Below are 24992 nucleotides of genomic sequence, written 5' to 3' on the forward strand. Positions count from 1 at the left end.
AAAAGGGAGGATCTTAAGATGAAAAAAACGTTAGTCAAAACCGGGGCCGTGCTTGCTGCTTTATCATTGGTCATGACCGCCTGCGGAGGGAAGGATCAGCCTGAAGGGCAAGGAAGCGGAAATGCGGGTGCGAATGCCGGCCCGCTGCAGCTGACGATGATGCTGCCGACCTACAATCCGGAGCAAATGCCCGCGGACAGCTCGGTGCTCAAAACGCTTGAGGAGAAGACAGGCACGAAGCTCTCGGTGTCATGGGTGCCGTCTACGACCTACACGGATAAGCTAAGCGCAACAGTGGCATCCGGGGAGCTGCCGAAAACGTTCGTCGCGCTTGAGCCGAAGGCCTCCTTCATCGTTAACGCCGCCCGTACCGGCATGTTCTGGGAGGTCGGACCGTATCTGGAAAGCTACCCGAACCTGAGCAAAATGTCGGACCTCGTACTGAAAAATATTTCGATCGACGGCAAGGTTTACGGCGTATACCGGGAGCGGGATCTCGCCCGGTTCGGTTTGATGATCCGTCAGGACTGGTTAACGAACCTTGGCCTCGAGGCGCCGAAGACGGTAGACGAGCTTTATGCCGTTCTGAAAGCCTTTGCAACGGGGGATCCGGACAAAAACGGCAAACAGGATACGATAGGGCTTGCAGTAGGGATGCAGGGAAATAACATCGCCGGCTTTAAAGATATCCTGGTCTATATGGGAGGCCCCAACGAATGGGAGCTGAAGGACGGCAAGCTCGTTCCGGCTCATATGACGGAAGCTTACATGAACACCTTGAAGTTTTACAAGAAATTATATGACGAAAAAATCATCAACCAGGACTTCGCGATCGTTCAGGACGGCCGGTCCGTTATGTATAAAGGGCAAGCCGGGCTCTGGATCGACAATATGCTGGACGGCAAAAATATCGAGGACAACATCAAGAAGGTAGACCCGAATGCGAAAATTAACCTGCTTAACCGTATCTCCGGTCCTCAAGGCGATAGAACCCGCGCCGGTTCGGGTTACCTCGGCATGTATATGATTCCGAAAACAAGCGTGAAGACAGAAGAGGAGCTCAAGCAAATTCTGGCTTACTTCGATAAAGTGTCCGAGAAGGACATTCAGAACATGATGAAGTACGGGATTGAAGGCAAGCAGTTCACGCTTGAGAACGGCAGCTATGTGAAAAACCAGGATCCGAAGGTGAGCGCCGAAATTACGGACGGCAACCAGTTTATGATTTTGCAGGATCAGGTCGTCAACTACGGAACCGAGCTGGAGCAGCTCAGCACCAAGCTGTTCCAGGATAACTCCACCATTGCTGTTGCTAACCCGGCCGCACCGTTCATCTCCAATACGGAGATCGAGAAAGGCAAAGAACTTTCGAAGATTATTGCGGATGCGACCGTGAAATTCATTATGGGCTCGGCGAATGAAGCCGAATGGAACAAGGCCGTCGAGAAGTGGCTGCAAAGCGGCGGAAGCAAGGTCATTGAGGAAATGAATGCGGAAAACGCCAAGCTGGCAGAGAAATAGGGATGGGCTGACCCCATACCGATCAAGCTAAACTTGATGGGTATGGGGCGGTACCCCAAAACAAATCAGGGGAACCCCTCCGACGATGAACTGCTCGTTCCCGCCATCGAGGCTCACATCAAGCAATTCGGCAAAGCGCCGCAGGCAGTAGCTACTGATCGCGGCTTCTCCAGCAAGAAAAATGAAACAGCCATTACCGAACTCGGCGTGACCTCGTAAGGGTAAAAAAGGCGCTGCCCGAACGGAATACGAGAACGAAAAATGGTTTAAGGACTTGCAGCGTTACCGTACAGCCGAAGAGGGAAAGATCAGCCTGCTCAAGCGCAAGTACGGTTTGAACCTCAGCAGGTACCGGGGCTTTGCTGGCTCAAAATGCTGGGTCGGCTTTGGAATACTGACCCACAACCTGCAAAGAGCCGCAAAAATGCTCCAAAAATAAGGCAAACGAGGGCACGGGGTGAATCGGCCCTCCAGAACCAAAGCCCACCAAAGTCCGCGTTCTCAGAAGTGGACTTTTTAGGGGGAACTAGTTAGAGAATGATATTTAAAAGTCGGACGAGAAGGAATTTCCTCTTATACTGGTTACTCCCGAAAACAACTCAGTTGCGCTCGACAATATGGTCAGTCCGTTTTCCTAAAAATTCTTACTATCTTTTTAGCAAAACCTTCAAAGAAACTGATTAGATATTTTCTGACTATGAATCCTATCAAAGCAAAGAAAAGTGAAATAACTATTATAAACACAAATAGTCTTAGTCCTGTTTCTATAGATTCCATTTAGATACAGCGCCTCCTTTTCATTTATCATTATATACTAAACATCCGCTTTTGATCCAATATCTAGGAAAATGGCGAATTTCGCATGCACTCGGACTCAATTATAAAGATCATCACTAGAATATCTACACACATGACTTATGCAGTTCATCCCAACAAATGGATTTCAAAAGCAGACGCAAAAGTGTGCTGTTTTTCACCGAAAAACTATTAACTTTTAGAAATCACCACAATAATCACGAAGAATACCTTTTCTGTCAGGGTATATCTTCTGAAAAATTGGGTGATTTTTTTGGAGTCAAACCTGGAAAAACCGCGTTTCCGTCATCTTCCGCTCAGCGAATGCGGAGGAGCTCCCATTTTACGTACGCTGTGGGACAAATTCGATTTTTCATTTCTTCTATCGCAATCGGGCATCTCCAAACGCAACGGCACACCCGCATGGATGCTGTGTTTTCTCTACGTGATCGGACTAACTTCCGGCTGCACCGCGGTATCGCAAATGGCGAGTTTAGCCGACAAGGATGCCGTTCTTCGAGAAATGTTTAAACCTTTTAAATTGGCGCAGAATACGCTTAGCCGACTGTTTACCACACCCTTTGCTTGGCGCACCTTCGGGAAGAAACGCGTCGAACGTCTTCAGCGAGACGAGGATATGCAATTACGCGAAGGCGACATTATTAATTTGGATGATACCCATAGCAATCATCCGTTTGCTAAATTCCTGCCATTCCTTTGTTGGCTCAAGGACTCCTCTACGAAAGCTTATAGCTGGTGTATGAATCTGGTTGTATTGCAAGCCGTGCTGCAAAATGGCCTTGAATATCCGCTCTACTACAGCATGTGGCGTAAAGTGGAAGAAGGCGAGCACGGACTCTCCAAGCTTGATTTAGCCAAACAAATGCTACTGATGCTGCGTGAGAATGTCTCGTGTCGCTTATGGGTTGCCATGGATCGTTGGTACTTGTGCAAAGATTTTTGTGTGTTCCTCATGGCGAATAACTTTGACTGGGTAACTAAAGCGAAACGAAACACTGCTCTGTTCCGAATTGTGAGGGAGCCGGGCCGACGCGACAGGTATGTTCCCGTATCGGCACGCCAATTGATCAAAGAGACGTACAAATCCCTTGTAGCCAAAGGATCCTCCGGACTGACGGCCATCGCGCTAGCCGATATTTATATGAAATTACCCTATCCCGCCACGGGGCGAAAAGGGCAACCGACTGTGAAGCATCGCTTTGTCCCGATTGCCGCTGTTGTTGCCACTCGTCTGAAAGAAGATGAAGAATTGACCGTAGCAGCCGAGGAGGGTCAAGATTCCCTTGCCACCTACAAGGGCGCCTATTTGATCATTAGCAACCGCTATGATGTTCCTAAACAAGCGCTTGAAGTCTATGGGAAACGCTGGCGTATTGAAGTATTTTTCCGGACTGCCAAGCAGGAACTTGGCTTTGAATCTTTCCATTCTACTTCCGAAGCGCACCAGCATGCACATATGGAATTGTTGTTCACCACAGAGACACTTCTCGCTTATGCCTTATGGAAGGTAAACAAAGAAAAAACGAGTGACGAAAGCTGCACCCACGGCGAAATGATACGCGGCCTCTTCCACACTCGTTATCAGGTTCGCCGCAGAAACCACAAGGGATCTGAACGAATCTACATTGATTTCGACACAGAAGCGCGCCGCTTTGCAAGTCTTATTTCGGCTTACTGACCACCCCAGCTCTTTATGACCTGGTGGCCGGTTTATTCAAGCATAGATTCCCACAATTCTCAATTAATCTCGCGAACTGCATAAGTCATTAAAAATAGGAAAATGTTACTATTTTTAAATAGATATATATAATTATTGGAAATTATGTTTTGTGTGTGGTGGTATGGTAAAAAAAGGAGGTAGTAGAATGTTTAAAAAAGTTACTAGTTTATGTGCTGCTCTATGTCTATCAGTCGCTCTAATTTTTCCAGTCAGTGCACCGGTGAGTGCAAGCGGAGTATTATCACCGGACACAATAGTAACTAAAAAGAATGTTAAACAAGTTATTGAATATCTGGGATTAGATCCTAGTGCTCTGAAAAAAGCGAATGCTTCTTCAGATGATTCCGTTACTGTTACTGTGGGGGAATTGCAACAAGCCCTAAATCAATTAAAACAAGAACCTAAAGAAGTTACATCACAGGAAAACCTTAGTGCAATATCTCCTTTTGCTGCTACTGCTGCTACGTCTGCATTTTGTACTGGAATGAAAATGTTGTATTATACAACTAATCTTGGTGGATCTTTTGAATTATCTTATGAAGTAGCTGCAAACTACTCATGGAACAAATTTACTTCGGTAAATAATGCGACCGTTCAAGTAATAGATAACGATGATAATCTTTTTACATCGTTCACAATTGCTAGTAGAGATGTCGGAGCTGTAGTTACTAGTTCCGGAGCTAAAGTTGCACTAACAGCTACTGTTAAAGTAGATTCCTGGTTATCAGTTGGAAGCGTGGGACTTATTAAGGTAATGACAACAACAGTTAATACTTCAAAGGAATGGACTACTACACAAGCAGGAATCCCAATATGCGTTTAGAATATCTTTGAATCACGTCTTCATCCTAGCTTTCATATTTTTGTAACTCAAAGTCGTGCTGCGCTAATACCGCTGTACGACTTTTCTTTTGGGGTAGCAATAACATTTCTAGCATTAGTTCGCAATTTCTATCGTCCTGTATGACCTTATCAGACGATATCTTTCATCTGCCGGGAAACCCCACCACACACTAAAAGCCCAAGCGACTCGTAAATTTCATGCGATTCCATTGGGCATTTTGCTTCGTTGCATTACGCAATCGCGGGTACCCGGATGGAACGGAAATTCAAATTCTAATACATAATCTAGGTTCATTTCCTGATAAATCGCTGCAATTATCGCCAAGGATCACTAGCGTTGCATTAATGTTTTCGGAATCTTCATAACTTTCTGTCATATCTGCATTCGAGCAAAAAAAATCCTTTACAATAGATAGGAGAGGTAGACCTGTCCATAATCCATTGAAAGGATAACACGTATGGACAATCGTACTCTATTATCTTCATTTGGTAAATGGCTAGCGCCCATTTGTACAAAAATGTTCACAAATGCCGTGGCTGAATGTCAGCAGGATAAATACACGAAAAAGCTGACAACTATCGCTTATTTGAAGCTGTTTCTTCTTGCACAATTGCAGGGTTGCGAAGGCTTGCGTTATATCGCAGATGATGTGCTGTGTGAGGACTTGCAGCGTGAGCTCGGCCTGACCTCCATCTCGGCCACGCAGCTCAGTCGCAAACACAAACAGGTTGATCCTGAAACATAGCGGAACAAGATTCCCGTCCCAATTCCCGCAATTGTATCGAATGCGGTATAAGTGACGGCAAATATCCATAGCGCAATCCGGCTCAAGCTTGCCGGGATGCTGTCAGCATCTTTCAGAATCAGCCACTATGCTGTGGCGACCAAAGGAAATAACGGCATCTGCAAGGTATGCAGCAAAAGCCACTAATCTGCCTGCCTTGACAACTTATCATCGAAATAAACATGAGCCGGATGCCATACCTCCTGCAAACCCAATAAAGCAGGATCCCCCCAATAAAATCAAACGTCTAAAAACTTTTTTTAAATTCAAGACTTAACACGCTCCTTATCCGCCGCTTCCATTGTCATCATTTCCTATCACATATCCTATCAAAATTAAAAAAATCGTTATGTAAGCCATCTTACATACTTGTGATTTTTGACTCAGTTATACTTGCCTTGTCGATATCAATTATAACAGGGAGGCCAATTCATGACAGAAACAAAACGTAAGTTCAGCTCCAAGGCGGGGATCATCGGAAGTTTGGTCGACGGTTTGATTATGGCCATTCCGATGGGGATGATGGGTCAATGTCCGGAATTGCATCTATGGTCGGCAGTCATTCAGTCTTTGTCGGATTCGTCATTCACATGATCATCAGCTTGATCTTTGGCGTTGCATTTGCCGTATTTGTCGATTGATCAAGTTCCATCCGGCAATCACCGGAGCCATTTTCGGTGTTATTATCTGGGTCATCGGTCCGCTCGTTCTTATGCCGATGTTGACAAGCGGCGCCGGCGCTTGCGGGACTGCAAACGCTTGTGGAAATGCAGGCACCGGCGGCTCAGCCGCGATGCTGATGAGTCTTGCTATTCATCTCCTGTATGGATTGATACGGGCATCACCTTCAAGATGGTTGCCCAAAAAACATAATCGATCATGCAAGAAGCTCGCACTACCCTTGTCGGGAATACGAGCTTCTTGTTTAGCGATGATTCAGATTGATGTGAACGGACATGCGGCCGGTTTTGATCACACCGTCTTTCGACAACTCGTTTAATACGGTCGTAACTGTTTCCCGTGTCGAGCCGATCATATTGGCAATTTCCTGATGACTGAGCGGCATATCGATTTTATGATACGTTTCAATAAACGTATCATTGGTTCCGAGTGAGAAGGAATCAATTTCGCCGAAAACGTTCCCCGCGCCCAAAATACTGACGATAAACTGCTTCCCTTCCGGTTTTATTTTGTACAACTTAAGTTTACCATCCTTTAATAGGAATAATCCTTCTCTGAAAGTGTAAGGAGTTTGAATCAGCTCGCCCCGGCCGATTGTGGTCATCGGCGTCATCCGTTCAATTTCCTGCAATTCCTCCATGGTCAATGCCTCGAACAAACTGATTTGCGATAAATACCATAATTTATTCATTTCACGATACCTCCAATATGCTGTACCGCGCACCCATTACCCCTCTTCACGGTATTGTCCGGGCGTCATGCCCGTAATTTTGCGGAAGGAGCGAATAAAGTTGGCCGAGTTATTGTACTGTAACCGCTCGGCGATTTCCGCAATTTTCATATCGGTCTCCTTCAGCCATTTCCTCGCCATATCCATTCGATACTGCGTTAAATAGTCCCCGAAGTTGATGCCGGTTTCCTGACGGAACACGCGGCTCACATAGTGGGGATGATAATTAATGCGGGCCGAGCAGCTTTCCAGCGTCAGCTCCGAATCAAATTCCCGCTGAATCATATCGATGACCGCTTCCGAAATATGCTTGAATTGCGACTCCCTGCGGTTGCCCAGCTCTTGGGTGTAAGGTAGAACAAAGGTCGACCAGAACCACTGCTCCATCTCCTTCACGTTCCGGAGCTTGAACAGAGCTTGAATGAAAGAGGCTTCATCCTCCGCGATCCGGTCCATTGGAATAGACAATTCCTGCCCGAATTTAAGAAAGTCGACCAGAAGCCGCAGCAGGGACAACTGATAGTCCTGCTGCTGCGCGCGGGGCTGGAACAGCTCGCCGAGGAAATGCTTCAAGGCCAGCTCCGATTGCCCGGCATCCCCTGCACGGATCGCATCGAACAGCGCCTGCTCTTCTTCATGCGGAAAATGATTGAAATTGCTCTTCTGCGGCTGTACGTCCTCAATGAACAAGATCGATTCCTGCCCAAGTCCCGCCCTGTACTTGAGCGAGGTCATGGCTTCATACAGAGCCTGCTGGGTTTCCGCCAAGGAGCTGAACGGACGGCTGATTCCGATGCTTACTTTGATCTCCAGGTACTGGGATACCGCCGATTGGATCTCGTCGGACAGGGTGAACATATGCTCCTTAAAGTCCTTCTCTTCCTTCGAGGAGCCGATCAGCGTCACCTGGAAATCCGAAGTGACGATCGGCACCAGCCTTTGTTCGGCCAGCACAAGCTCGCCGACGATGTTGCTGATGGCGAACATAAGCAGGTCCCGGTTCGATTCTTCATATCGGGTATCCTTCAACGTATCGATTTGGATCGCGAGCACGCACATGGAAGGCCACGGCTTATCCAACCCGTACAGGCCTAATTTCTCCTCGAATTCCGCAGGAGGGATGGCACCGCTAAACAATTTGTGCATAAAAAATTCCTTGAGCTGAACCTGCTGTCCCTTGAGCTCATTCAAAATCAGGGATTGATTTTTGATCAAATAGTTGACCCGGTCCCCGATCACTTGAAGCTCGCCATGCGGCTTCTCATCCTCCTCCGCAGCGGGAATGCTGTTGAGAGCGGTATAGATGGATTGAATCGGACTGTACATCTTCTTCGATCCGAACCAGGCCAGAATGAGCGTGACCAGCATGATGCCCATACATACGAACAGCGTAATCCAGCCGATCATTTTATTTTGTGCATTCACTTGTGCGTCAGAAGCGACGGACACATAGCTCCAGCCGTTGTAGGCGGACTTGCGGTACGTAACGGTCACCGTTTTGCCGTCCACCTTGGCGGCATATTGGCCGGAAGAGGTCTTCGATTCGAGAAGGGGCTTTAAGTAAGCCTGCTCCGTCATGCTTCTTCCCAGCTGTGATCGGTCGCTATGATCGATGATATGGAAATTCCGGTCCAAAATGAATGCGCTGCCGAGCTTCCCGTTCTCAAACGCGACCAGCTCCTTCATGAGGTCGGACGACAGCACAATGCAGATGATTCCCTTTGGATTAACGGCATTAAAAGGATATTTTTTCACAAAATATACGGACTGGTACGAATTAGCCTCATCCTCCGGTCCGCTTGTCCAGAAGGAGCCGAGCGGGATGCCCGAGAAGGTTTCCAGCTTCGGCAGGAAGTCAGGGGAGCTGTATTCGTTCAATCCTGTGCCCGAGACCATCCATTTCTTGCTCAGGCTGAACAGAAAAACGTCCTCGATGCCAAGCTCGTAGGTTTGAATTAGCGATATTCCTTTATACAGCTCGTGCACCATTTCAAAATCCTGATTGCTTATCGCTTTATCGAATGCGCCGGTGACGACGGGCGACTGCAGCAGCTGCGTGGCCGAATTGTCAATCGTCTTAAGCGTTTGCTCGACGCGCATCTGCATTTCCTGCATAAGCTGCTTATTGCCTTCGTTAACCTTCTCCTGTATGGCTTGGGAGGAATTGTAATAGGCAAAAGTGCCGAGCAGAATGACCGGCAGGGTGCCGATCAGGAGCGAAAATAACATAAGCTTCAATAAATAGGACTGGGATTGAAATCTCATAGTGCCTCCAAATCAATGTACCCTTTATCGTTTAATTTTACAGGAATAGACTGCAATTAGCCACAAACTTTGCGGAAGGAAAGGCCGTGGCGGTAAACAAATTTGAGAATGAGGGTTGACTTGGAGTTAACTCCAAGAGGTACACTTCTTTCATGCCTGATGAAAAGAGAAGCCTAAGGAGTGAATGACAAATGGAATATGTGAAGCTTGGAAATACCGGCCTGGATGTGTCGCGGCTTTGTCTCGGCTGTATGGGCTTTGGCGTAGCGGAGCGCTGGGTTCATCCATGGGTGCTCGATGAGGATCGCAGCCGCCCTGTCATCCGAAAAGCTCTGGAGATGGGCATCAATTTTTTTGATACGGCCAATGTGTATTCGGACGGGACAAGCGAGGAAATCGTCGGACGGGCTTTAAAGGAGTATGCCAACCGGGATGAAATCGTCATCGCGACGAAGGTTCATTTCCGCATGCATCAAGGCCCTAACGGCGCCGGACTTTCCCGCAAGGCCATCATGAGCGAGATTGATAAAAGTCTGAAGCGGCTGGGAACCGATTATGTCGATCTGTACCAAATTCACCGCTGGGATTACCATACTCCTATTGAAGAGACGATGGAAGCTCTGCATGATGTGGTGAAGGCGGGCAAGGCAAGATACATCGGAGCTTCTGCCATGTATGCCTGGCAGTTTCTAAAGGCGCTGCATGTGGCGGAGAAGCATGGATGGACCCGGTTCGTATCGATGCAAAATCATTTAAACCTGATCTACCGGGAAGAGGAAAGAGAAATGCTGCCTTTGTGCAAAGAAGAAAAAATCGGCGTCATTCCGTACAGCCCGCTGGCCGGCGGAAGATTAACGCGCGATTGGCAGGAAACGACGCATCGCTCCGAAACCGACCAGGTTGCGAAATCAAAATACGGTGCGACTGAAGATACGGACCGGTTAATCGTGGAGCGGGTCGCGGCAATCGCAGAACAGCACGGCGTTTCCCGCGTTCAAATTGCGCTTGCCTGGCTGCTGCAGAAGGAGCCGGTAACAGCCCCTATCATCGGAGCTACAAAAAATTCGCATCTTGATGAGGCGGTTGCCGCTCTTTCGATTAAGCTGACGCCTGAAGAGATTGCGTCGCTGGAAGAACCGTATGTCCCTCACCGGGTAGTCGGTCCCCAGTAATCGCCATTTTTCAATTTCAAAGAAAGGAGGCCTCTTATGTGCACGATTGCGGAAGTAAGCCGAAAATTTGAGCTTTCCCAAGATACGCTCCGCTATTATGAACGCGTCGGGCTAATCCCCCGCGTGAACCGCAATAAAAGCGGCATCCGGGATTACACGGAGGAAGACTGCAGATGGGTCGAGTTTATCAAATGCATGAGAAGCGCCGGTCTTCCCGTTGAGGTGCTGATCGAATATGTCAGTCTGTTTCAACAAGGGGATGCAACCGTTCTGGCGAGGAAGGATCTCCTGATCGAGCAGCGGAATCAGCTGATGCTGCGGATCGAGGAGATGCAAAAAATGATGGAGCGCATGAATGACAAAATCGACCGATACGAGCAAACCATCCTCGCAGCGAAAAAAACATTACAAAAACCGGAAGAATGAGGGAATAATGGAACGCCTTTGGACGAAGCCGTTTATTCTGATGACCGCGGGGATGCTGTTCCTGTTCACAGGCTTTTATTTGCTTCTGCCGACGCTGCCGCTGTACATCAAGCGGATCGGCGGCAGCGAAGCCGAGGTTGGCATGGCGGTAGGCGCCTTTATGCTGTCGGCCGTCGTCATTCGTCCGATTGTCGGCGGTCTGCTGGACCGGTTCGGCAGACGCCCGTTTATGGTCTGGGGGCTGCTTCTTTTTGCCGGAGCAACTGTCGTATAAAGCTTTATTTCTGGCTGCTTGCGGCTTCTCTGTCACGGCGCTGATCCTCGCGTTTGGGGCAAAGCAGCCTTTCCGTCCGCGGCCGCGTGCGGGGAAAATTGAATTTTTCGAAGCTTCGGTTATGCCTGTGGCTTCATCGGTCTTTTTGCTGACCATCGCTTATGGTGGCATCACCGCCTTTGTCCCGCTGTTCGCAAGCTCGATCGGGGTCAATTCCGGCGCTTTCTTCCTGGCCTATGCCGCAACGCTTGCTCTGATTCGCCCGGTAGCAGGTAAGCTTTCGGACCGGTACGGTGAGTCGTTTGTTATTTTACCGGGCCTGGCGATTACGATTGCCGCTTTGCTCGTATTAGCCGTTTCGACCGGATTGCTCGGCGTTCTTGCTGCGGCGTTCCTGTTCGGAATCGGCTTCGGTTCGGCGCAGCCGGCTCTTCAAGCGGCAACGATTCGTCTGGCCCATCCGGACAGGAGAGGGGTGGCCAATGCCACTTTATTAACGGCTACCGACCTCGGCATCGGGATGGGGGCCATCCTCCTCGGTTGGGTTTCCCAGCATGCGGGCTATCCGCTCCTGTTCACGGCAAGTGCCGTGTCGGTCGGCATGTCATTGCTGTTGTTCCTGTTTTTTATGAAACGATCTTCAAGCATTATCAATCAGACGGCAACCCGCCATAAGGCGGATACAGCCAGAAAATCTGCTTTGTAATTTTTAGTCTTCAAAAAACCTTCCCGTTCGGGAGGGTTTATTTTATTTTTTTAGTTACATCTGGGTAAAGTAACTTTATCAATAAGTATGCGGGGTGTGAAATGGTAACGGATAAATCACAGCTGACATCAGCGGAAATGGGTAAGCTTTGGGCAGCTTATGTCGGGAACACGATGGGCAAATGTATGCTTAGTTACTTTCTTGAACAGGTAGACGACAGAGATATTAAAAACGTTTTAAAATATGCCTTGGGGTTATGCAAAGCCTATATACAAGAAGTTGAAACAATATTTAACCAAGCGAACTTTCCAGTGCCCATCGGGTTTACTGACGACGATGTTAACCTGGAGGCACCCAGACTATTTCAGGATGAATTCTATCTTCATTACTTGCAATATTTGGGCAAAGCGGGGATGAGCATTTATAGCGTAGCTATCCCTTTGGTGACCAGGAAAGATGTTAGGGATTTTTTTATGAGTGCTCTTGACGCTACGGCCAAATTGATGAGTGATGTCAATGATGCCTTGATGGCGAAAGACGCGCTAATGAATGCACCTATTATCCAGCCCCCTAAGAGTGTCGATTTTGTTACCAATCAAAGCTTTTTGAAAGGTTTTTTTGGTGATGTAAGATCACTGAATGGGTTAGAAACTGCACATCTGTACGGAAACATTAACAACGATATCACAAGTAAAGCTCTTATTATTGGTTTTCGCCAAGGAGCAAAAAATGAAAAAATCAAAAAGTACTTAGAACGCGGGGAGCAGCTTAATCAAAAACATATCGAAAAATTTTCGGAAAAGCTGACTAAAGATAACTTGCCCTCGCCATCCCTTTTAGATCATTTGGTCACCTCCTCTACCGTGCCTCCTTTCTCGGAAAAACTAATGGTTTTTCATAAAATTGACATGTTCTCCATGAAAATAAGAGAATATGCCTATGGCGCGTCACTTAGCGGAAGAAGGGATCTAAGTGTCTTGTATGGAAAATGTCAATTGGATGTTTCATTATACGCAGAAGATGGTGCCAATATCTTGATCGATCATGGATGGATGGAGCAACCTCCGGAAACAATCAATCGGGAAAAGCTGGTTACAGAATAAGCTATGATTGTGCACATTAAGGGATCGATCATCCCATTAGCAGCATCGCAGAAAAGGCAGGTTAACCTGATTGATCGGGTTACCCGCCTTTGTGCATTCAGCAAACTATGCTGCTTTCAGTCTTTCTCGCCTCAGCAAATAGATAAAATATGGCGCGCCGATAACGGCCGTCGTAATACCAACGGGTACTTCGCGCGGAATAATGAGCACGCGGCCTGCGATATCGCCGATAAGCATCAGATCGGCGCCGATCAGGGCTGCGAGCGGCAGGAGCCATTGATGGCGCCCGCCGACTAGCAGCCTTGCCATATGCGGCGCGATCAAGCCGATGAAGCCGATCGAGCCGACGGCGGCAACGGAGCTGCCGGTAAGGCCAATGGCAATAAGCAGCAGCAGTAGGCGCTGCTTCGGGACGTTCAATCCGAGAGCGGCGCTGCCTTCGTCGCCGAGCTGAAGAACATTGAGCTTGGCATAGCCGAGCCAGGCGACCGGAAGCAGGACGGCGATCCAAGGCAGCAGAAGCCGGACATGATCCCAGCCGCGTCCCCAGAGACTGCCGGACATCCACAGTAGCGCCATATTGACGTCGGAAGGGTGCTTCACGAGAAGATATTGGATGCCGGCCTGGAATACGGCGCCGACGGCTACGCCGACAAGCGCGAAGGACGAAGGCGGCAGCGTCATTTTTCGGCTTAGCAGCACGAGGATGAGCAAAGCGCCGACGGCTCCGGTGAAGGCGGCGGCAGGCAGGACGTAGCTTGGCGCTCCTGGAAACAGGAAGATCACAATGGCAGCGGTGAAGCCCGCCCCCTTCGTAATGCCGATGACGTCAGGACTGGCAAGCGGATTGCGGATGACGCTCTGCAAAATAACGCCGGCGACGGCAAGGCCGAATCCGGCGAGCGCGGCGACGATTACACGCGGCAGCCGGTATTGAAGCACGATATAGGAAGCGGGAGAATCCTGCAGTGTCAGGCTGGCCCATAACTCGCGAAGCGGGACCGGCACCGCGCCGACCCGCAGCGATATCGACGCAAGAACAAGGAACAGCAGCGCTGCGAGCAGAATGGCGATTCGTTTTCTCATGCGGCGTTCCTCCTTTGCTTGCGGGCCAAATAGATGAAGAATGGACCTCCGATCGCCGCTGTGACGATGCCGACTGGCGATTCAAACGGGAATGCGATAAACTTGCTGATCAGGTCCGCGTAGATGAGCAAACAAGCTCCCAGCAGCGCGGTTAACGGAACAAGCAGAGTAAGCTTCTCGCCGATCAGGTACCGGGCGATATGCGGGACGATCAGACAGAGAAAGCCGATCGGACCGCAGATGGCGACCGCCGAACCCGACAGCGCGATCACGAGCAGCACGGCGACACTGCGTACAAGCGCAACGCGTCCTCCCAGACCGGCCGCCACGGCATCATCCAGAATAAGAAGCCGGAAGGAAGGAATCATCGCTGTAAGCGCCGCAAGGCCGGCAGCGGTAAAAGGGAGCAGAGCCGCAACATCGTCCCAAGCAGCCTCGCTGGTCGAGCCCACGAGCCAGAACATCATGCTGTCCGTGGAATGCTGGTTCAGAATAATCATGCCTTCCGTGAGCGACGACAGAAGGAAATGTACGGCGATGCCGGCGAGCGCGAGCCGGACATATTGCTTCTGCTGCTGCGATCCGGCCAAAGCCCAGACGAGCAGGGCGCCGAGCGACGCACCTGCGAACGCGAATGCGACGGAGCCGAACAAAGACAGGCCGTCCACAAGCACAAGCCCCGAAACAACCGCTAATGAAGCTCCGGCATTGATGCCGAAGATATGAGGGGAAGCAAGGGGGTTGCGCGTTGCAAGCTGCGTCAGCAATCCGGCCAGCGCCAAGTGTACGCCGACGATAGCTGCCGTTATCGTACGCGGGAGACGAAGCGTCTGGATATAGAGATGCGCTTTGTCCTCTCCTTGAAAGGTCACGGCTTCATATAAAGTGAGCAACGAGACGTGAGCTTGGCCCCATTTCAAATTGCCGAAAAATCCGAGCGCGAGCGCCAGAAATGCAAAAAGGAAGAGCAGAAGCGCTTGGCGCTTCTGCTTAACAGGTTTATACGGAGACGTTTCTCTCATAAGAGTCTACTCTCCCAAGTTGGCAGTCAGGTCTTGAACGATACGTTCGGAGCCGATCAGGCCGCGGGACAACGCCCAGTTGCGGCGCTCGACCGTGAAGACCTTGCCGTTTGCGACAGCGTCAATTTTGTCCCAAAGCGGATTTTTCTCCCACTCGTTCACAATCGTTACTTCTTCCGTAGGCAGCAGGAAGACGGCTTGCGGATTTGTCTCGACCAGCTGCTCCAGACTGAGCTGCGGATAAGGCGTCTCGTCCTTCACCGGATCGTTGAAGCCGAGCGATGTCAGGAACGAGCCGACGTAGGAGTGATCGGAATGGGCGAAGAAGCCCTTCGGATTCACGACGGCAGGCAGAATCGACAGGTCTGCGTTTTTAATCTTGCCTTTTGCCTCTTCAATGATTTGATTATGCTCTTCAAGGCGTTTCTGTCCTTCCTCCGCCTTGCCGACGGCTTTGGCAATGACCTCATAGTTGGCAAGCATGGTGTTATAGTCGGCTTGATGATCGTTCAGCACGATGGTCTTAGCAACGCCGTTTAACTGCTCGTATACATTTTTGTGATGATTCAAGTCGGCAATAATGAGATCGGGCTGGAGAGAGCTGATCAGCTCGATGTTCGGCTCGTAACGCGATCCGACCGACGTGTAGCTGCCGAGCTTGTCCTTTACTTCGTCCATAATAAGGCCTGGATCGCTGTCATCGGCAACGCCCACCGGCTGGACGCCGAGTGTTGCCAGAGCGTCGGCAAAGCTGAATTCCATCACGACGATCCGTTCCGGCGCTTTGTCCAGCTTGACGCTGCCAAGTTCATGCTCGATGACGACAGGCTCGAATGGAGCGGAGCTTGGGGTAGAATTGGAATCTCCGGTCGAAGCCGGAGCATTGGTATTGGAACTGCCGCAGGCAGCAAGAGCGAGGGCGAGCATTCCAATCAAAACCGGTGTTATTAGTTTCTTGAGCTGAAGTCGAAGCAAGGTGATAGATTCCTCCCGAACAATGAATGATTATGATAATTATTATCAACTGAACCTATTGTAACGGGCGGCGCATCGTTCGACCATATCTTATTTTTAGATTGGACATGTCTTATTTTAAGATTTTGGCGAATGCAAGCTTTTGTATGACGCAGGTGAAACTCCGGTCTCATGCTTGAACATCCTGCTGAAGTAGAAATAGTCTGAGAAGCCGACCTTGCTTGCGACCTCCTTGGCGGAGAGGGAGGTTTGCTCGAACAGCTGCCTGGCTTTGCCGATCCGCAGGCTGCGCAAATAAGCTGTCATCGTAAGTCCGGTATTTTGTTTGAAGATGACGGTATAGTGGCCTTCGCTCACGCCTGCGCGTCTGGCAAGCATGGGCAGGGTAAGCGGCAGCATGTAGTGTTCATTCAAATAGGAGATCGTTTCTTCCACGGAAGTGGAAGACGATGCCGCGGCCTGCTTCATAATCGATTCCTGCATGTAGATATACAAGATACGCTCCAGCATCAGCCGCCTGCGGAACAAGTAAGCGGCCTCCTCGTTCGAATCGCCGGCCGCGGGCCCGCCCTTCTCCTGGATATCCTGTTGGCGCAGAAGCTCATCGACCATATAATGAATTTTTTCTTCACTGAACGTGTTAAGGGGGCCGCTTAAGGTCCAAGGGGAGTTCTCCGGCATGATCCGGTATTGAAGCAAGACATATTCGGCTTCTTTCGTCCGCGGGACGTCAATCCGGCACCATTCCCGGTCGGGGTGGCATGCGAAGCCTTGCGAGCATACGAAGGAAGCACCCTCCTTGTTGACGAGAGTGACATGCCCCTTCCTTATAATAAGCAAGCAGTGAATTCCCGGGCTGCAGTCAAGCCGGTGCGAGGAACGATAGGCTTGGATATGCTCCAGGCATGGGATGACGGAAATAAGCTGACGGAAATCCATAAGGGCGCGTCCTTTCGTATGCATGCTGCTTTGTCATAGGTTTAGTTTCATTATACATGAACCTGGTTCAGCTTTCAGGGGCGAACAACCGGAATAGCTTAGCACCATGAGGAGGAATGCAAGCTGCAAGCTGCTCCTTGTGCAGCCCAAGATCCTTCCTCAGCCATAAATCCCGCACCATTACCGGTTGGTGAATGTCTATATCCCGCAAAAAAACGGTTACGACGGCCGGCGAGTAGCTTATGTTAAACAGGGCGGCATATCTGTTTCCACAATCGTCCTCCGATGTCCAAACGATTTTACCGTTTTCCCGGTACAGCTGCCTGGCCCCGCGGCTGTTCCGGTGCATGGCGAGCACCTCCGGATTTGTCATCAGCCCCAAGGTCCATTCATCGAGATTTCGGAGCTCTCCACCGAACATGAGCGGGGAGCGGAAGATCGTCCACAATGTCATCATCGTAATCTGCTCGTCTTTACTAAACCGAGTCCAGCGGTCCCCTGCGCCTCCATCGATATTTCGGATCCCGATACGCCCGAGCGGCAGCATGTCGCAATCCGGCCAGTGGCCCGGTCCCGAATACTCGGCCCATTGCTCGCATCGCTTGAACATGCCGGCCAAATGAGGCCACAAATCCCAGAAATCGTTTGTTATCCGCCACATATTCGCGTTCGCTTTGAAAAAATCGGCGTGCTCGATAGGTGCCGGTCCCGGGGAGAGGCTTAGTACCATCGCACGGCCGCACTGGTCAATCGCTTCACGGATCATCAGGATTTCTTCCGGGTGGTAACCGTAAAGAGTAGATGAGGCAATATCATCCACTTTCACGAAATCGACTCCCCAATCTGCGTACATGTCAAATAACGAATTGTAGTATTCCCGGGCTCCCGGCTTGGCCGGATCCACACCGTACATGTCGGTATTCCACGGACAAATAGAGTTCGGATGAGCAATGTCTTTCGCACGGACGGTTGTCCCGAGAATAGGGGTATTTGCATGTACCGCCTGACGCGGAATGCCTCTCATGATATGGATTCCAAATTTTAATCCGAGCCGGTGCACATAATCGGCCAAAGCTGTAAAGCCCATACCTCCAGCTGATGATGGGAACCTGTTGACAGCCGGAATCAGACGGGAACAGCCATCCATTTCGAGAGGCGCATAATTCCGATAACGCGATGAATTCGCCCCGGGTTCATACCATTGGATGTCTACAACGACGTACTCCCAACCAAAGGGCTTCAGAAACGCCGCCATATAATCCGCATTTCCTTTCACTTCCGCCTCTGTTACGGAGGCGCCATAGCAATCCCAGCTATTCCAGCCCATCGGCGGGGTCCATGCGACTCTTTCTTCTGCGATAGCAATCCATTCCCCTTTCCAATCATTTGCCCTATCTCGTTATGCCGAATTATATGAATTTGTGGTTGGTCTTATGCACTGAACGAAGTCAAGTAAGGAAGCGCCGCCGGCCGCAATTGAACAAGAATGTGCAATCCGGCCGGAAAAGGACAAGAATCGAAGCAGAGGGTTCAAAAAGGCTGCTTTATACTAAAAAAGCAATTACAAGACTTATAGGATAGGAAGGGAAGGCCATGAAACCGCAGGAAACGATAACAGGATTGTATTGGACGATGCCGGAGGTGCTGCTGCCGGAAATTCCGCGGCATTCGGTGAGTATAACGGATTTTGGCGCAGTGGAGGGCGGTCTGGCCGACAATACGGAAGCCTTCCGCCAGGCGATTGAAGCGGTCGCCGGCGCAGGCGGAGGCCGGGTGGTCATCCCGGCGGGCATCTGGCTGACCGGCCCGCTGAAGCTGACGAGCCGGCTGGAGCTGCATGCGCAGGCCGGGGCGGTCGTACGGTTCAGCAAGCGGTTCGAGGATTATCCGCTGATCGCTTCCCAGTTCGAAGGGAAGCCGTCGATCCGCTGCCAGTCGCCTCTGGACGCCGAAGGCGCGGAGCATCTGGCGATTACGGGGAAAGGCGTGTTCGACGGCGGGGGAGAGGCATGGCGTCCCGTGAAGCGCTGGAAAATGACGGAGAAGCAGTGGGAGCGCCTGCGCAGCTCCGGCGGAATCGTCGATGAAGCGGAGGGCATGTGGTGGCCGACCGCGGCGGCGATGGAAGGAGCCGGCCGGGTCGAACGGCTGCTTGGCGAAGGAAAGCGCGAGGCTGCGGATTTCCTGCCCTGCCGCGACTACCTGCGTCCGAACCTGCTGAGCTTCCGCAGATGCAGCCGCATTTTGCTGGACGGGCCGACCTTCCAGAACTCGGCGGCGTGGAATTTGCATCCGTGGGCGTCGGAGCATATTACGATCCGGAACGTGACGGTGCGCAATCCGTGGTTCGGGCAGAACGGCGACGGGCTAGATCTCGATTCCTGCCGCTATGCCGTCGTGGAAGGCTGCTCGTTCGACGTGGGCGACGACGCCATCTGCATAAAGTCGGGGAAGGACGAAGCGGGGCGAGCGCTTGGCATCCCGAGTGAATATATTTCGGTCAAGAACTGTACGGTCTATCATGGTCACGGGGGTTTTGTCATCGGCAGCGAGATGTCCGGAGGCGTCCGGCGCGTGCACGTCACCGACTGCACGTTCATGGGCACCGATATCGGGCTGCGGTTCAAGAGCGCCAGAGGACGGGGAGGCGTCGTCGAGGATATCGTCATTGAGCGCATCCGCATGACGGATATCGCCGGCGAGGCGATTTCCTTTCACCTGTTCTATGAAGGAGTGGAAGGTTCGGGAACGGCACGCGACGAGCGTTATCCGGTCACGGTCGAGACACCGGTGTTCCGCGGCATCAGCATCGAGGATGTCGCATGCGACGGCGCTGAAAAGGCGTTTCTCGTCAACGGACTGGCGGAGATGCCGCTTGAAGGGGTGACGGTGCGGGGCTTTACCGCCGCAGCGCGGCAGGGTGTCATCTGCCATCACGTCAAGCGGCTGACGCTGGAGGATGTCCGCCTGTACACGGTCGAAGGGCCGCTAGTGAAGCTTCACCAAAGCCGTGACGTCGAGCTGATCCGTTTAGGCGGCGAAGGCGGGGAGCCGGGCGGTACGATGCTGTCGGTGTCCGGGGATTTATCCGCGCGCATCGAAAGCCGCGACCCTCAGACGGCATCTTCGCTCCGGAACGTAACGGCGACCGCAGGCGCAGACGTTAAAGCGGTTCAGTTGAGCTAATAGTTGTGAGTCTGCCTGTAGCGGACGGGCGCTATGCCTGCCACTTTTTTGAACGTCTTGTTAAAATGCGAAATATGCTCAAAGCCGACCTGCTCGGCAATGACGTGAACCTTCAATCGGGTCGTGCGCAGCAGCTTTTGCGCTTCACGGATGCGGACCACCCGCACATATTCGCCGATGTGGATGCCCGTCAGCCTCAGGAAGACGCGGCTTAAGTAAGCCGGGCTGATATAGAACTGCTTCGCCAGCTGCTCCAGCGTCAGAGCTTCGCGGTAATGCGAATGGATATAGGTCGTAATTTCCGACACCTTCTGATGCATCGGATGGTTCGAGCCGGGCGCTGCGGGGCTGACCGCATGCATCCGGTTCAGCCGGATCAGCAGCTCGGCAAGCAGATGGCGCACATATTGATCGCTGAACGGCTGCTCCTCCTTGCATTCCGCGACCATTTGCACAAGGAGGCGTTCGATCTCCGGCTGCTCTTTGCCGGGAATCCGGAGCAGGGTGGATTCCTGGAAGGGCGGCAGCTGCAGGAGGCGTTCGTCTTCTCCGCGAAGAAAGGCCGGGGTGAAATGGATGAGCACCCGCTCGAAATACTCCACCTGCGAGCTGGCGGTGGAGTGGAGGTCGTGGGGGACCACGACGACGACATCGCCTTTTTGCGCGGTATACACTTTGCCGTTCATCAAGTAGACTCGCTCTCCTTCTAGCAAGCAGTACAGCTCATAGAAGGAATGCGAGTGGGCGCGCGGCATGGCGGAGGAGCTGGAGCGGCGCATGTGCTGGATGGCGAATGCTTCGTCCTCAAGAGTATGTTTTTTTCCGATCAGGTCGTTCATCTGGCAGGTACCTCCTTGGTCATCCGGCTGCAAATCATGCAGCGGTTACGGGGCGGCAAGAGGCGAAACTGAGCTTAAGAAAGCTGCTGTTTCGCCTCATTGTCGTTACGACGCTATTTCGCTGCGTACCATTCCGAAAATTGCTTCTGATATTCCGCGATATATTTGTCAAAGCCTGCGGCCTTCAGCTTCTCCAGCGCCCGCGGGAAGTTCTCGTCGTAGTCGAGGAAGCCGCTGGCGATCGGGGCCAGAAACTCGGAGAAAACGCCGTTAATCTTCGTTTCCTCGTTTTTGACCGGCGTATTGTCGAAGTTGAAGCCCGCGCCTTTGGAAATGACCGCCTCATCGTCCCAGGCTTTATACTGCTTAATGAAATCGTCGGGTACGGATTTGTCGAAGCGCATAAAGTTTTTGTTCATCATCAGCCAATCGGGAACGAGCGCATCGGTCGTCAGGCGCGTCAGGCGGCCGTTCTCGTCGACCGTATAGTCTTTATCCTGAATGCCGTATGCGAACAGATCGTACAGCTCCTGGTTTTTTTGCAGCAGGTTGAAGAACATGACATAACGCTCCGGATCCGCGGCGCTTGCCGATACGAACCAGGCGGTGCTGTATGTGCCGCGGCTGATCTTGGGCAGATCCTTACTCAGGAAGTAGTTGGTCAGCTTGGCGTCCGGAACGGCCTGCGAGATCGTAGCGGCGCCTTCGAACGGTCGCGCGGCGGTTCCCGCCCAGAACATAGCTTTGCCCGAGTTCCAGTCGGATTGCAGCTGCGGCGTATTCGTCGCGGCATATTTCGGAATGATGCCCTTCACGTACCAGCTTCTCATAATTTGAGTATAGGCCTTGAATTCCTCACTTTCAAACCAGCTGATAATTTTATCGTCCTTGGCCGACTCGTCGAGCGCGAGGAAGTCGTTCTGCCAGTAGAGGTTTTTGTCCGTATATTCGTACATCAGCAGCCTGCGGGCGTCCGTGCTGGCGTAGCCGACAAGCTCCGGATGGGCGGCATGCACCTTATCGTAAAATTGCTCCAGCTCCGCCAGCGAGGAAACGCCGCTCATGCCAACCTCCTCCAGCAGATCCTGGCGTACCAGCACGCTGTAGAATTCCCCGGAATTCGGCTTGTTGCCGACCGGGACGGCATACTGCTTGCCGCCGAGCTGGAACGCTTTGAACGAATGCTCGTCCACCGTTTTTTTCATATCCGCCGCAGCGCTGTCTATATACGGGGTCAAGTCTGCGTACAGCCCTTTGGCCACCGATTTGACCATATAGTTGGTATCGGTGTAGGTGGCGAAATCCTCGCCGGTCGACAGCATCAGGTCGGTTTTGCCGCCGCCGTATTCGGTCCAGGGGATGAATTGAAACTCAACCTCGGCGTTGATCTCCTTCTTGACGATGTCCTTAAACTCCGTTTTCGCAAGCTCCTTCATCCGAGCCGACTCGTCTCCGTAGAGAACGATCTTCAGCTTGGCCGGCTTGAGCCCGCTGCCAGCGCTTTCATTATTTTCGCCGGCGGCATTCTCCGTGGCAGCTCCGGACTCGCCTTTGCTGCAGGCGGAGAGGAGAAGCGTCGTTGCGAGGAACAGAACTCCCCATACCCTTTTCTTTGACATGCGTGTACCCTCCTGTGATGGATCTGTTTATTTATTGTTCAATGGCCGGATGGAAGGCCGGTCTCTTCAGAAACCGCACGCTTCCATCATACCATGTACAACCTGCGATAACAGGGGCTAGCCTTTAACCGAACCGACAATAATGCCTCTTACAAAATAACGCTGCAGGAACGGATACAAAATAGCGATAGGAAGAACGGTCAGGCAGGTCATCGCCATCTTGGCCGTCTCGAGCGGCGGGGCGACGACGACGCCGCCGATCTGCGCGCTGTTGCCCGATGCGAGATACTGGATGTTGGCCATCATGAAGTACATCATGTATTGGATCGTATACAGCTTCTCGTCCGAGATCAGCATCAGCGACAGGTAGAAGTCGTTCCAGAACTGCAGCGCATAGAACAGCGAGATCGTGACGAGACCGACCTGGCCGAGCGGCAGCATAATCCGGAAGAAGATGCGGAAGTGGCCGGCGCCGTCGATTTGGGCGGACTCGAGCACCTCATGCGGAATGCTCTTGAAATAGTTGGCCTGCAAATACATGAGGAACACATTGAGCAGGTATGGAACGAACAGTCCCGCGAGCGTGTCGTCAAGATGATAATATTTGGTGCTCAAAATATACCAAGGCAGCGTGCCCCCGCTGAACAGCATCGTGAAATACGCCAGAAAGGCGAAAAAATTGCGGTAGCGGAAGCCTTTTGCGGTGATGACATAGGCGTAGGCCGTCGTTACGAGAACGGCGCTGGCCGTTCCGATGATCGTTACGGCTACGGAAACCAGATAGGCCTGAATAATTTGCTCGGCCTTGGAGTCGAACATAAATTTGTACGTGTCCAGGCTGAAGCCGCGGGGCAGGAAGGAATAGCCTTCCGCCGCAAGTTTCGCCTCCGTCGACAGCGAGCCGGAGACGGCGAGCACGAACGGCGCCAGGCAGATCAGGGCAAACACGCCGATGCAGAAATAGAAAATAACGATGAGCGTCCGATTTTCTTGATTAGCCATTTCACATGTCTCCTAAAATAGTTTACTTTCCTTGTCGTACCAGCCGGCCAGCTTGTTCGCGATCAGGACGAGCAGCAAGCCGAAGACGGACTGGTACAGCGTAATCGCCGAAGCAAAGCCGAATTCGCCGGAACGGATCGCCGTGCGGTACACATAGACATCGATAATATCGGTCGTCGGAAGCAGCAGCGGATTCAGGAACGTAACCCCCATAATCATGCTCAGATCGCCCTTGAGCATGCCGCCGATGCCGAGCAGGGTAAGCATAATAATTGACGGGATGAGCAGCGGCAGCGTAATCCGTGTCATCAGCTGTACTCTGGAAGCGCCGTCAATTCGGGCCGCTTCATAATAAGAGGTGTCGATGCCCTGCAGCACCGCATAATAAATGATCGCGCCGTAGCCCGCGCTCTTCCATATATTCGCGGCGACCAGAATGACGACGAACATCCACGGATTCGAATACCAGTCGACAGGCTGCATGCCGACCGTTTCGAACAGGCGGTTAAGCAGGCCTTTGTCGAAGTCGAGCAGAGAGAACAGAATGGCGCCGATCACGATCCAGGAAATAAAATAAGGAAAAAACATGACGCTTTGCGTGATTTTAATGAAGGATCGGCTTCTCAGCTCGTTCAAAATGATGGCGATCGCTACCGAGAAGAAGGTGCCGGTCAGCATGTACAGCACGTTCAGCATGACCGTATTGCGCGTGGCCCGGATTGCGCTGTCCATGCTCGAGAAGAAGAAGTCGAAATTATCGAAGCCGGCCCAAGGGCTGCCGAAGATGCCGCCGTTGTAATTGTAATTTTTGAATACGAGAATGAGGCCGCTCATGGGCAGGTAGGCGAACAGAACCAGCACGATAACGCCGGGCAGCGCCAGCAGCAGCAGCGGGCTGTCATTGCGCAAAGCCTGGAGCCGGCTCTTGCGGCCGGCCGGTATGGACCGCTGTAAGGCTTCGTCTGACATAGATGATTCACTCCTTCGGGATCTCTGTATAATGGGGGCTTCCGCCGGGCTTGAGGTGCAGGAGGCGGTAGCTCTTGCTTGCACTCAGCTTATCTCGTGAGGGAATGAAGGCGCTATCACAAAGAAATGAAATCGCTTAAATGCAGGGTTTGGACAGGCTTAAAATAAGTGAAATCGCATAAAAAAACTGATTTTTAGCTGTTTTTGCGACCTAAAGGCCAGCTGGTCCACACAAAAAAATCCCGAAGCTTGGCTTCGGGATTGACTGATTTAATCAAACAATTTTGTTGTCTGAAATCGAATGGCAGGAGGT

General features: G+C 51.5%; 20 protein-coding genes and 2 pseudogenes. 11 read left to right on the forward strand and 11 right to left on the reverse strand.

Annotation, left to right across the window (positions count from 1 at the left end; translation table 11 throughout):
- The first annotated feature begins 18 nt into the window (after positions 1-18).
- From KP806_RS19545 to KP806_RS19570, 6 genes and pseudogenes are all read left to right on the forward strand, one after another.
- On the forward strand, positions 19-1521 hold the full coding sequence (locus KP806_RS19545; RefSeq protein ID WP_224725431.1) for an extracellular solute-binding protein: 1503 nt from the start codon (positions 19-21) through the stop codon (positions 1519-1521).
- A 66-nt stretch (positions 1522-1587) separates the two neighbouring features.
- A pseudogene (locus tag KP806_RS19550) lies at positions 1588-1960 on the forward strand (transposase); the annotation flags it as partial.
- A 630-nt stretch (positions 1961-2590) separates the two neighbouring features.
- Positions 2591-4015 (forward strand): transposase, encoded by a 1425-nt coding sequence (locus KP806_RS19555; protein WP_224725432.1) that lies wholly within the window; start codon positions 2591-2593, stop codon positions 4013-4015.
- Positions 4016-4202: 187 nt separating this feature from the next.
- On the forward strand, positions 4203-4880 hold the full coding sequence (locus tag KP806_RS19560) for a hypothetical protein (RefSeq protein WP_224725433.1): 678 nt from the start codon (positions 4203-4205) through the stop codon (positions 4878-4880).
- A gap of 478 nt (positions 4881-5358) precedes the next feature.
- Positions 5359-5646 (forward strand): DUF4372 domain-containing protein, encoded by a 288-nt coding sequence (locus tag KP806_RS19565; RefSeq protein WP_224725434.1) that lies wholly within the window; start codon positions 5359-5361, stop codon positions 5644-5646.
- A gap of 471 nt (positions 5647-6117) precedes the next feature.
- Entirely contained in the window at positions 6118-6279 is a 162-nt protein-coding gene (locus tag KP806_RS19570) for a hypothetical protein (protein ID WP_224725435.1), read from the forward strand.
- 331 nt (positions 6280-6610) lie between these two features.
- Here KP806_RS19570 and KP806_RS19575 read toward each other — a convergent pair whose 3' ends face one another.
- Both KP806_RS19575 and KP806_RS19580 read right to left on the reverse strand, forming a co-directional pair.
- Positions 6611-7057, reverse strand: coding sequence for a Crp/Fnr family transcriptional regulator (locus tag KP806_RS19575; RefSeq protein WP_224725436.1), 447 nt, complete (start codon positions 7055-7057; stop codon positions 6611-6613).
- Between the two features lie 36 nt (positions 7058-7093).
- The gene (locus KP806_RS19580) at positions 7094-9361 is read right to left on the reverse strand and encodes a helix-turn-helix domain-containing protein (protein WP_224725437.1); all 2268 of its coding nucleotides are present in this window, start codon (positions 9359-9361) and stop codon (positions 7094-7096) included.
- Positions 9362-9552: 191 nt separating this feature from the next.
- Here KP806_RS19580 and KP806_RS19585 point away from each other — a divergent pair, with 191 nt between their 5' ends.
- The 4 genes and pseudogenes from KP806_RS19585 to KP806_RS19600 all read left to right on the forward strand — a co-directional run bounded on the left by KP806_RS19585 (position 9553) and on the right by KP806_RS19600 (position 13042).
- The gene (locus KP806_RS19585; protein ID WP_224725438.1) at positions 9553-10533 is read left to right on the forward strand and encodes an aldo/keto reductase; all 981 of its coding nucleotides are present in this window, start codon (positions 9553-9555) and stop codon (positions 10531-10533) included.
- A 36-nt stretch (positions 10534-10569) separates the two neighbouring features.
- Complete coding sequence (locus KP806_RS19590; RefSeq protein ID WP_224725439.1) at positions 10570-10959, forward strand: MerR family transcriptional regulator; 390 nt, start codon at positions 10570-10572, stop codon at positions 10957-10959.
- A 7-nt stretch (positions 10960-10966) separates the two neighbouring features.
- A pseudogene (locus KP806_RS19595) lies at positions 10967-11939 on the forward strand (MFS transporter).
- Between the two features lie 101 nt (positions 11940-12040).
- Positions 12041-13042, forward strand: a complete 1002-nt coding sequence (locus KP806_RS19600; protein ID WP_224725440.1) for a DUF3231 family protein — start codon at positions 12041-12043, stop codon at positions 13040-13042.
- A 105-nt stretch (positions 13043-13147) separates the two neighbouring features.
- On the opposite strand, the gene KP806_RS19605 is transcribed toward KP806_RS19600, so the two are convergent.
- The 5 genes from KP806_RS19605 to KP806_RS19625 form a co-directional block, all read right to left on the reverse strand.
- A complete protein-coding gene (locus KP806_RS19605) occupies positions 13148-14128 on the reverse strand; it encodes a FecCD family ABC transporter permease (RefSeq protein ID WP_224725441.1) in 981 nt (326 codons plus the stop codon).
- Positions 14125-15150, reverse strand: a complete 1026-nt coding sequence (locus tag KP806_RS19610; protein WP_224725442.1) for a FecCD family ABC transporter permease — start codon at positions 15148-15150, stop codon at positions 14125-14127. Before KP806_RS19610 ends, KP806_RS19605 begins: the two co-directional genes overlap by 4 nt.
- 6 nt (positions 15151-15156) lie before the next feature.
- Positions 15157-16077, reverse strand: a complete 921-nt coding sequence (locus KP806_RS19615; protein WP_224725549.1) for an ABC transporter substrate-binding protein — start codon at positions 16075-16077, stop codon at positions 15157-15159.
- Between the two features lie 165 nt (positions 16078-16242).
- Positions 16243-17064, reverse strand: a complete 822-nt coding sequence (locus tag KP806_RS19620) for a helix-turn-helix domain-containing protein (RefSeq protein WP_224725443.1) — start codon at positions 17062-17064, stop codon at positions 16243-16245.
- A 67-nt stretch (positions 17065-17131) separates the two neighbouring features.
- A complete protein-coding gene (locus KP806_RS19625) occupies positions 17132-18391 on the reverse strand; it encodes a glycoside hydrolase family 27 protein (protein ID WP_224725444.1) in 1260 nt (419 codons plus the stop codon).
- A gap of 266 nt (positions 18392-18657) precedes the next feature.
- Here KP806_RS19625 and KP806_RS19630 point away from each other — a divergent pair, with 266 nt between their 5' ends.
- Positions 18658-20250: a glycoside hydrolase family 28 protein gene (locus tag KP806_RS19630; protein WP_224725445.1), complete on the forward strand. Its 1593-nt coding sequence runs from the start codon at positions 18658-18660 to the stop codon at positions 20248-20250.
- Here KP806_RS19630 and KP806_RS19635 read toward each other — a convergent pair.
- From KP806_RS19635 to KP806_RS19650, 4 genes are all read right to left on the reverse strand, one after another.
- A complete protein-coding gene (locus KP806_RS19635) occupies positions 20247-21089 on the reverse strand; it encodes a helix-turn-helix transcriptional regulator (RefSeq protein WP_224725446.1) in 843 nt (280 codons plus the stop codon). The genes KP806_RS19630 and KP806_RS19635 overlap by 4 nt on opposite strands.
- Positions 21090-21202: 113 nt before the next feature.
- Positions 21203-22708 (reverse strand): DUF3502 domain-containing protein, encoded by a 1506-nt coding sequence (locus tag KP806_RS19640; RefSeq protein ID WP_224725447.1) that lies wholly within the window; start codon positions 22706-22708, stop codon positions 21203-21205.
- 117 nt (positions 22709-22825) lie between these two features.
- Positions 22826-23710: a carbohydrate ABC transporter permease gene (locus KP806_RS19645; protein WP_224725448.1), complete on the reverse strand. Its 885-nt coding sequence runs from the start codon at positions 23708-23710 to the stop codon at positions 22826-22828.
- A gap of 12 nt (positions 23711-23722) precedes the next feature.
- Positions 23723-24679, reverse strand: a complete 957-nt coding sequence (locus KP806_RS19650; protein ID WP_224725449.1) for an ABC transporter permease — start codon at positions 24677-24679, stop codon at positions 23723-23725.
- Between the last annotated feature and the right edge of the window lie 313 nt (positions 24680-24992).

Origin of the sequence: Paenibacillus vietnamensis (assembly GCF_020169515.1) — a bacterium.
Taxonomy (GTDB): Bacteria; Bacillota; Bacilli; order Paenibacillales; family Paenibacillaceae; genus Pristimantibacillus; species Pristimantibacillus vietnamensis.

Coding starts and splice junctions, on each gene's coding strand:
- KP806_RS19545 (WP_224725431.1), top strand. CDS start 19: ATGAAAAAAACGTTAGTCAAAACCGGGGCCGTGCTTGCTGCTTTATCA.
- KP806_RS19570 (WP_224725435.1), top strand. CDS start 6,118: ATGACAGAAACAAAACGTAAGTTCAGCTCCAAGGCGGGGATCATCGGA.
- KP806_RS19640 (WP_224725447.1), bottom strand. CDS start 22,708: ATGTCAAAGAAAAGGGTATGGGGAGTTCTGTTCCTCGCAACGACGCTT.
- KP806_RS19585 (WP_224725438.1), top strand. CDS start 9,553: ATGGAATATGTGAAGCTTGGAAATACCGGCCTGGATGTGTCGCGGCTT.
- KP806_RS19620 (WP_224725443.1), bottom strand. CDS start 17,064: ATGGATTTCCGTCAGCTTATTTCCGTCATCCCATGCCTGGAGCATATC.
- KP806_RS19630 (WP_224725445.1), top strand. CDS start 18,658: ATGAAACCGCAGGAAACGATAACAGGATTGTATTGGACGATGCCGGAG.
- KP806_RS19605 (WP_224725441.1), bottom strand. CDS start 14,128: ATGAGAAAACGAATCGCCATTCTGCTCGCAGCGCTGCTGTTCCTTGTT.
- KP806_RS19600 (WP_224725440.1), top strand. CDS start 12,041: ATGGTAACGGATAAATCACAGCTGACATCAGCGGAAATGGGTAAGCTT.
- KP806_RS19645 (WP_224725448.1), bottom strand. CDS start 23,710: ATGGCTAATCAAGAAAATCGGACGCTCATCGTTATTTTCTATTTCTGC.
- KP806_RS19635 (WP_224725446.1), bottom strand. CDS start 21,089: ATGAACGACCTGATCGGAAAAAAACATACTCTTGAGGACGAAGCATTC.
- KP806_RS19590 (WP_224725439.1), top strand. CDS start 10,570: ATGTGCACGATTGCGGAAGTAAGCCGAAAATTTGAGCTTTCCCAAGAT.
- KP806_RS19615 (WP_224725549.1), bottom strand. CDS start 16,077: ATGCTCGCCCTCGCTCTTGCTGCCTGCGGCAGTTCCAATACCAATGCT.
- KP806_RS19565 (WP_224725434.1), top strand. CDS start 5,359: ATGGACAATCGTACTCTATTATCTTCATTTGGTAAATGGCTAGCGCCC.
- KP806_RS19575 (WP_224725436.1), bottom strand. CDS start 7,057: ATGAATAAATTATGGTATTTATCGCAAATCAGTTTGTTCGAGGCATTG.
- KP806_RS19610 (WP_224725442.1), bottom strand. CDS start 15,150: ATGAGAGAAACGTCTCCGTATAAACCTGTTAAGCAGAAGCGCCAAGCG.
- KP806_RS19650 (WP_224725449.1), bottom strand. CDS start 24,679: ATGTCAGACGAAGCCTTACAGCGGTCCATACCGGCCGGCCGCAAGAGC.
- KP806_RS19625 (WP_224725444.1), bottom strand. CDS start 18,391: ATGGGCTGGAATAGCTGGGATTGCTATGGCGCCTCCGTAACAGAGGCG.
- KP806_RS19560 (WP_224725433.1), top strand. CDS start 4,203: ATGTTTAAAAAAGTTACTAGTTTATGTGCTGCTCTATGTCTATCAGTC.
- KP806_RS19580 (WP_224725437.1), bottom strand. CDS start 9,361: ATGAGATTTCAATCCCAGTCCTATTTATTGAAGCTTATGTTATTTTCG.